The following is a 6,646-nucleotide window of genomic DNA, read 5'->3' on the forward strand; positions in this document are numbered from 1 at the left end:
CACAGCAGTTCCAGCAGTCCCCCAGAGAAGAGGAAGTCCATGTTCACAGCACGAGGCAAGCGCTCTGTCTTCGCCGTCGGCCTTGTCGCCGCGGCCGCACTCGCCCTGTCCGCCTGCGGCTCGAGCGAGTCGCTCGGCGAGCCCGCCGACTCGGGCGAGAGCTCGGGCAGCGGCGACACGATCGTCGTCGGCTCGCAGGCGTACTACTCCAACGAGATCATCGCCGAGATCTACGCCCAGGCGCTCGAGGCAGCCGGCTTCGACGTCGAGAAGCAGCTCAGCATCGGTCAGCGCGACGCGTACATGCCCGATGTCGAGTCCGGCGACATCGACGTCTTCCCCGAGTACACGGGCAGCCTGCTCGAGTACATCTCGGACGACGACATCGACGTCACCAGCCCCGACGACGTCTACGCCGCACTGCAGGACGCCCTGCCCGAGAGCCTCACGGCCCTCGACTTCGCCGAGGCGACCGACCAGGATTCCTACACGGTGCTGAAGAGCTTCGCGGAGGAGAACGGCCTGACCACGATCGGCGACCTCTCGAAGGTGACCTCGCAGGTCACGATCGGTGCGGCTCCCGAGTTCGAGCAGCGGCCTTACAGCCCGGCCGCGGCCAAGGAGGTCTACGGCGTCGACTTGGCGTTCTCGGCCACCGGCCCGACCACGCTCGAGTCGCTGCTCGCCGGCCAGATCCAGGTCGCGGACATCTACACCGCCGACCCGGCGTTCGAGACCGAGGAGATCGTCGCTCTCGAAGACCCCGAGAACCTGATCATCTCGTCGAACGTCGTGCCGATCGTCTCGAGCGACATCGCCGATGACGTCTCCGATGTTCTCAACGCGATCAGCGCGAAGCTCACGGCCGAGGAGCTCGTCTCCCTCAATGTCCTGAGCACGGTCGACCAGCAGTCGTCGGCTGACATCGCGAAGAAGTGGCTCGAGGACAACGACCTCGTCTGACGCCGAGTCGTCTTCACACAGAAGTGCCCGGTCCCTCAGGGGGCCGGGCACTTCTGCGTGTGCGGGGCGGGGAGGCCGCGGTTTCTGCGCGAGACCCCTGCGCGGGACGGAGGCTGCACGCGCGGTTCGCGGTGTGATGCGGCGTCCGCGCGCGGAGCTGGGCGCTAGATCCGGGCGCTAGATCCGGGCGTCCTGCCGTGGGATCAGCACCTGTTTGATGATGATGAGGATGGATGCCGCGACCGGCACCGCCACGAGCGCTCCGAGCAGACCCAGCAGCGTGCCGCCCGCGAGTGCGCCGATCACCACGAGCGCGCCGGGCACCGAGACGGCGCGGTTCATGACGCGGGGGGTGATCACGTACGCCTCGATCTGCATGTAGACGAGGTAGATGAGAGCGAAGACCAGCGCCGCGACCGGATTGGTGAAGAGGGCGAGACCCGTGCCGATGATCCAGAAGATCACCGATCCGACGAGCGGGATCAGGGTGATGCAGAACGCGACGGTCGCCATGAGCGGCGGGAACGGCAGTCCGAGGAACAGATACAGCAGGAATGCGAGCACGGCGTTGCAGAACGCGAGCACGACCATCCCCATGACGTAGGCGCCGACCGAGTCGGTGATCTGTTCGGTGATGTCGCTGGCGCGAGCACGGTCACGGGCGGGAGCGAGTCGGAGCATTCCCGTCTTGATCGCGGGCAGTGTCGCGACGAAGTAGAGCGTGAGCACCAGGACGACGATGATGCCCGAGATGGCGTTGGCGATCGAGGCGCCGACCTTCAGGGCTCCGCCGCCGATCGCAGCGATGTTGCCGGGATTGGTGAGGAACGACTGCACGTCGGCGACGAGATCCTGGAACTGATCGCCGAACTGCTCATCGAGTGCCGCATAGATGTCGCTGCGGGTGAACTCCTGGATCATCCCCGGCACGGATCCGACGAAGCTCGCGATCTGGTCGATCACGACCGGCAGCACCATCCACACGACGAGGCCGGCCACGACGATGAGCCCGAGGATCGCGACGACCACCGAGATCGCCCGCGACAGCCCCCGTCGCTCGAGGAACCGCACCGTGGGGTCGAGTCCGAGCGCGGCGAACATGGCGAGTGCGATGTAGATGAGCACGGTCGACAGGTTCGCGACTGCCAGGCCGAGCACGATGGCACCGAGGGCGCCGAGCGTCACCAGGAACCCGAACACGAAGGGGCGGTCGATGCGCGTCCAGAACGACCGGCTCGGCGTCATCGGCTCGACGACCCCGTGACGAGGAGCGGGCGATGTCGTCGGGTCGTGCGGGGTGGTGGCGGCGACGGCGGCGGCCCCCGCCACGGCTGAGCTCGTGGACGCAGAGGCGTCGGCGGATGCGTCGGTCGTCGAGGCCTCGCGCGCGGACGCCCGCGCGGAGTCCGCGGACGGGTCGGATGCGGCAGCGGACCCCTTCGAGGACGGTTCGTGCTCTTCTCGGCTCATGTGCTCACGATAGCGTCCGATCGGTGCCAGACCCGGCAGCATCCGCATGGTCACGAAGGGTCGTCCAGCCCCGTGTTTCCGTAGAGTAGGGGGCATGACCGCCGCCGAAGACCCCCGGGCTGAACTCCTCCGACTGCGCTCGAGCATCGACAACATCGATGCCGCACTCATCTTCATGCTCGCCGAGCGCTTCCGCGCCACGCAGCAGGTCGGGCAGCTCAAAGCCGAGCACGAGATGCCGGCATCGGATCCAGGGCGCGAAGAGCAGCAGGTCGCCCGTCTCAAGGCACTGGCCGAGGACGCGCATCTCGACCCGGAGTTCGCCGAGAAGTGGTTCAACTTCGTGGTGGCCGAAGTCATCCGCCATCACACCGAAGCCGCCGAGGGGCGATGATCCGGCCTTCCGGGCGAGTGACGGTGTGTGCAGCACTCACCCGCCCGGGGACCGAACTAAGTTTATTGAATAAACTATGACCGAGGGTACGCAGAACCACCAGGTCTGTCAACCAATTCCGACAACGGGACCGGCACCATGCTGAACGGCGACGACGCACTGGACACGCAGGCGTCGGTTCGCCGCGCGAATCTGCGTCGTGCGCTGCAGCTCGTGTTCCGCAACCCCGGCTCGGAGACGAGGGCAGGGATCGCCCGCGCCACCGGACTAACCGCCGCAACCGCCTCGTCTCTGGTGGCGGAGCTCATCGATCTGCAGCTGATCGTCGACGGCGAGCAAGCCGCCAGCACGGGCGGCAAGCGGGCGACGACCCTGAGCATCGCAGCCGAGCATCACGTCATCCTCGTTCTGATGATCAGGCCGACCGATGCGCGGATCGCGCTGGTCGCGCTCGACGGCACCGAGGTCGAGACGCGCAGAGTCGCGTTCTCCGACGAGTCGCGTGATCGGATGCTGGACGACGCCGTATCCGACGTCGCGGCCGAGTACTCCGGTCGGCTGCTCGTGGCGGGAGTGCAGCTGCCTGGCACGACCGACGGACGGCGCGTGTTCGAGAGCGTGCAGCTGGGATGGACGGATGTGCCGCTCGCCGAGCGCTTCGAAGCAGTGCTCGGGATTCCCGTGCTGCTCGTCAACGACGTGGATGCCGAGGCGATCGCCGAAGCCGCCAGGGAGGACGAGTCGTCGGGGTATCGACTGTTCATCCACATCGGCACCGGTATCGGTGCGGCGGTGACGCTCGACGGAGAGCTCGCTCCCGGTCCTCGCGACCGTGCGGGCGAGATCGGGCACGTCCAGGTGGAGTTCGGCGAAGAGGCGCGGACGTGCCGATGCGGACGGCAGGGGTGCCTGGAGTCGGCGTCGTCGATGACGGCGATGCTCGGTGATGACTTCGATGACGCCATGGACGACGAGGCCATCGCGGCGCTCGCCGCGGCCGCCGACGACGAGCGCCTGGCTGAAGGAGCACGGGCGCTCGCCCGCACCATCAAGCTCATCGCCGCGGTGCTCGATGCGGCCGAGGTCGTGATCGGCGGGCCCGCGCGAGCGTTGGGCGACCGGTTCCTGCCACTCGTGCAGGCGGAAGTCGACTACACAGCGACCGGCACCACGAACGTGCCGGTGCGATACGCCGACTCGGACGCGTCGATCTCGACGGGTGTCGCACAGGTGGCACTCTCGAGCGCTTTGGGCGTGCGCTGGAGTCCGGCGCAGCTGCGCGCAGCATCCGCTGTTCGCGACTGAACCTCAGCGCTCTCTCCTGCGGCCGCTGCGGACGCGATGCCCGCTCAGCGCGGCGAAGCGATCCCGACCAGTGCGGCCACCAGCCCGGCCATCACCAGGATCGCGATCGCGAGGTAGTGGACGATCTTGCCGATGACGAGCATCGGGAGGTCCGGTCCGTCGTACGACGCCGGGTTGAAGAGCGAGCCGCGCGCGCGGAAGCTCCAGCGCATGCCGAACCCGATGCGCCGCAGCGCGTGCGGTGGTGCAGCGAAGCTCTGTCCGCGCTGCTCGCGAGGCGCCTTCCATGCTGCCTGCGTCGCGTACCAGGCGATCACGAAGAAGGGCATCGCGAGGGACACCGCCCAGGCGATGAGGGCGACGCCGATCAGGGTGCCCATCCCGGGGTCGAGCGATCGGATGAAGAACAGCCCGAGCGCTGCGAGTCCGACCGCTGCCGGAACGAGCACCACGCCCCACCCCCACCCCGGGTGCGCGTCGCCTGACGGTCGTCGATCAACTCGTCCAGCATCCTGCCATGTCATGTTGCCCCCCTGTGTCACCACACTAGACGGCGCTCGGAGCATCGTTCGGACCTGACTTCCGGTGAGACGACGATGCGGGGCGCGCCACCCGGTGGCGCCCCGCATCCCCTCCGTTGCTGGTTCTACTTGACGCTGCCGGCGGTGAGGCCGCCGACGAGGCGCTTCTCGATGAGCATGAACAGGATGACGACCGGCAGGATCGCGACGATCGAGACGCCGAACACGTACTGCCAGCTGGTCTCGTACTGACCGACGAACTTGGTGAGCGCGACGGACAGCGGCTGGTTCTTGTCGGTCGAGAGGATCACGAGCGATGCCGCGAACTCGTTCCAGCAGGCGACGAACGTGAAGACGATCGCGGTCACGATTCCGGGCCAGACCAGCGGCAGGTTGATCTTGAACAGCACGGTGAAGCGTCCGGCGCCGTCGATCTGAGCGGCCTCGTCGATCTCCTTCGGGATGCCGGCGAAGAACGAGTGCATGATCCACACCGCGAACGACAGGTTGAACGCGGCGTTGATGAAGATCATCGCGGCCCACGTGTCGCCGAGTCCGAGCACCGTGAACTGGCGGAACAGGCCGGAGGTGAGCACGGCCGGCTGCAGCATCTGCGTCACGATCACCAGGAACAGGAAGACCATTCGCCCGGGGAACTTGAACCGTGCCGTGTAGTACGCGGCCGGCAGCGACACCAGGAGCACCAGCATCGTTGCGAAGACGGCGATGATGATCGTCGAGATCAGGTTGTAGGGCAGCGGCGTCTCGGGGGTCGACCACATCGAGATGTAGTTCTCCCAGTGCCACTCGATCGGCAGGTACGTCGGATCGACCGAGCGGATCTGCGACTTCGTCTTGACCGAGCCGAAGAACATGATCAGGTACGGCAGCACGAAGATCGCGAGCACCAGGATGCCGGCGGCCATGCGCAGGATGACCCGAGGCAGCGTGACCTGGTCTTCGGTGTACCGGCGCTTGCGCCCGGGGATGCGGGGTGCGGCGTCGTCGCCTGCGGTCGTGACGAGGGCGGTCTCGGTCAGAGTCATGATCAGACCTCCTTCATGGGCTTGACGGCCTTGACGTAGATCGCGACGATCACGATCACGATGAGGAAGGCGACGACCGACAGCGCGCTGGCTACGTCGACCTTCTTCTGCAGCTCGATGTACTTGAAGATCATCGTCATGATCGTGTCTGCGCCGTAGCCCGGGATCGACCCGGTCATCACCTTGAGGATCGGCAGCGAGTTGAACACGTTGATGATGTTGATGAGGATCGCGACCGCGAGGGCGCTGCGCAGCTGCGGGACGACGACTGTCCAGTAGGTGCGCGTGGGACCGGCGCCGTCCATCTTCGCGGCCTCGAGGGTGTCGGCCGGAACCGTCTGGAGTCCGGCGAGGATCGTGTAGGTCGTGAACGGCAGGGACACGAAGATCGCGATCACGATCGACCACGCGAACGCGGTGGCCGGGTTCTTGGTCCAGCCGTAGCCGACCGCGTCGTCAGACAGCCCGATGTCGTAGAGGAACTTGTTGAAGACCCCGAAGTACGGCTCGAGGCTGTAGTAGAACACCATCGTCGTCATCACGACGGATGCCGCCCACGGCACGATGACGGCCATGCGCACGATCTGCCGACCGGGGAAGGCCTTGTTGAGGATCTGGGCGAGTCCGAGCGAGATCATCACCGTGAAGGTCACGACCGCCACGACCCAGATGATGGTGCGGAAGATGATCGGCCAGAACTCCGCGAACGTGAACACCGTCACGAAGTTGTCGAAGCCGACCGAGCCCTTGTCGAGGCCCGACAGCGAGATGTCGCGGGTGGAGTTGAAGAACATCACCCCGGCGGGGAACAGCACCACGCCGAAGATGAGCAGCAGGGCCGGGGCGATCCACGGCAGGGCCTGGAGCAGGTCCTTGCCGCCCGGCCGGCCGCGGGTCGCGCCCGTGCGGCGTCCCGGGGTGGGGGGGGGGGGGGGGGGGGGGGGGGG

7 protein-coding genes are annotated in these 6,646 nt (G+C 66.8%); 3 read left to right on the plus strand and 4 right to left on the minus strand.

Translation table 11 applies throughout. The features are described from left to right. Positions 1–39: 39 nt before the first annotated feature. Complete coding sequence (locus OPU70_RS09605) at positions 40–963, plus strand: ABC transporter substrate-binding protein (RefSeq protein ID WP_042541660.1); 924 nt, start codon at positions 40–42, stop codon at positions 961–963. A gap of 177 nt (positions 964–1,140) precedes the next feature. Here OPU70_RS09605 and OPU70_RS09610 read toward each other — a convergent pair whose 3' ends face one another. Continuing rightward, the gene (locus OPU70_RS09610; protein WP_498557625.1) at positions 1,141–2,433 is read right to left on the minus strand and encodes an AI-2E family transporter; all 1,293 of its coding nucleotides are present in this window, start codon (positions 2,431–2,433) and stop codon (positions 1,141–1,143) included. 94 nt (positions 2,434–2,527) lie between these two features. On the opposite strand from OPU70_RS09610, the gene OPU70_RS09615 reads away from it, so the two are divergent. Continuing rightward, a complete protein-coding gene (locus tag OPU70_RS09615) occupies positions 2,528–2,827 on the plus strand; it encodes a chorismate mutase (protein WP_042541193.1) in 300 nt (99 codons plus the stop codon). A 138-nt stretch (positions 2,828–2,965) separates the two neighbouring features. After that, positions 2,966–4,132: an ROK family protein gene (locus OPU70_RS09620; protein WP_498557626.1), complete on the plus strand. Its 1,167-nt coding sequence runs from the start codon at positions 2,966–2,968 to the stop codon at positions 4,130–4,132. 44 nt (positions 4,133–4,176) lie between these two features. On the opposite strand, the gene OPU70_RS09625 is transcribed toward OPU70_RS09620, so the two are convergent. The 3 genes from OPU70_RS09625 to OPU70_RS09635 all read right to left on the minus strand — a co-directional run. After that, positions 4,177–4,656: a hypothetical protein gene (locus OPU70_RS09625; RefSeq protein WP_498557627.1), complete on the minus strand. Its 480-nt coding sequence runs from the start codon at positions 4,654–4,656 to the stop codon at positions 4,177–4,179. A gap of 122 nt (positions 4,657–4,778) precedes the next feature. Beyond that, entirely contained in the window at positions 4,779–5,699 is a 921-nt protein-coding gene (locus tag OPU70_RS09630) for a carbohydrate ABC transporter permease (RefSeq protein ID WP_498557628.1), read from the minus strand. Positions 5,700–5,701: 2 nt separating this feature from the next. Then, positions 5,702–6,646: carbohydrate ABC transporter permease (locus OPU70_RS09635; protein WP_498557629.1), on the minus strand; the 945-nt coding region annotated here is incomplete at its 5' end.

Source organism: Microbacterium sp. SWDP-B6 (assembly GCF_059803615.1).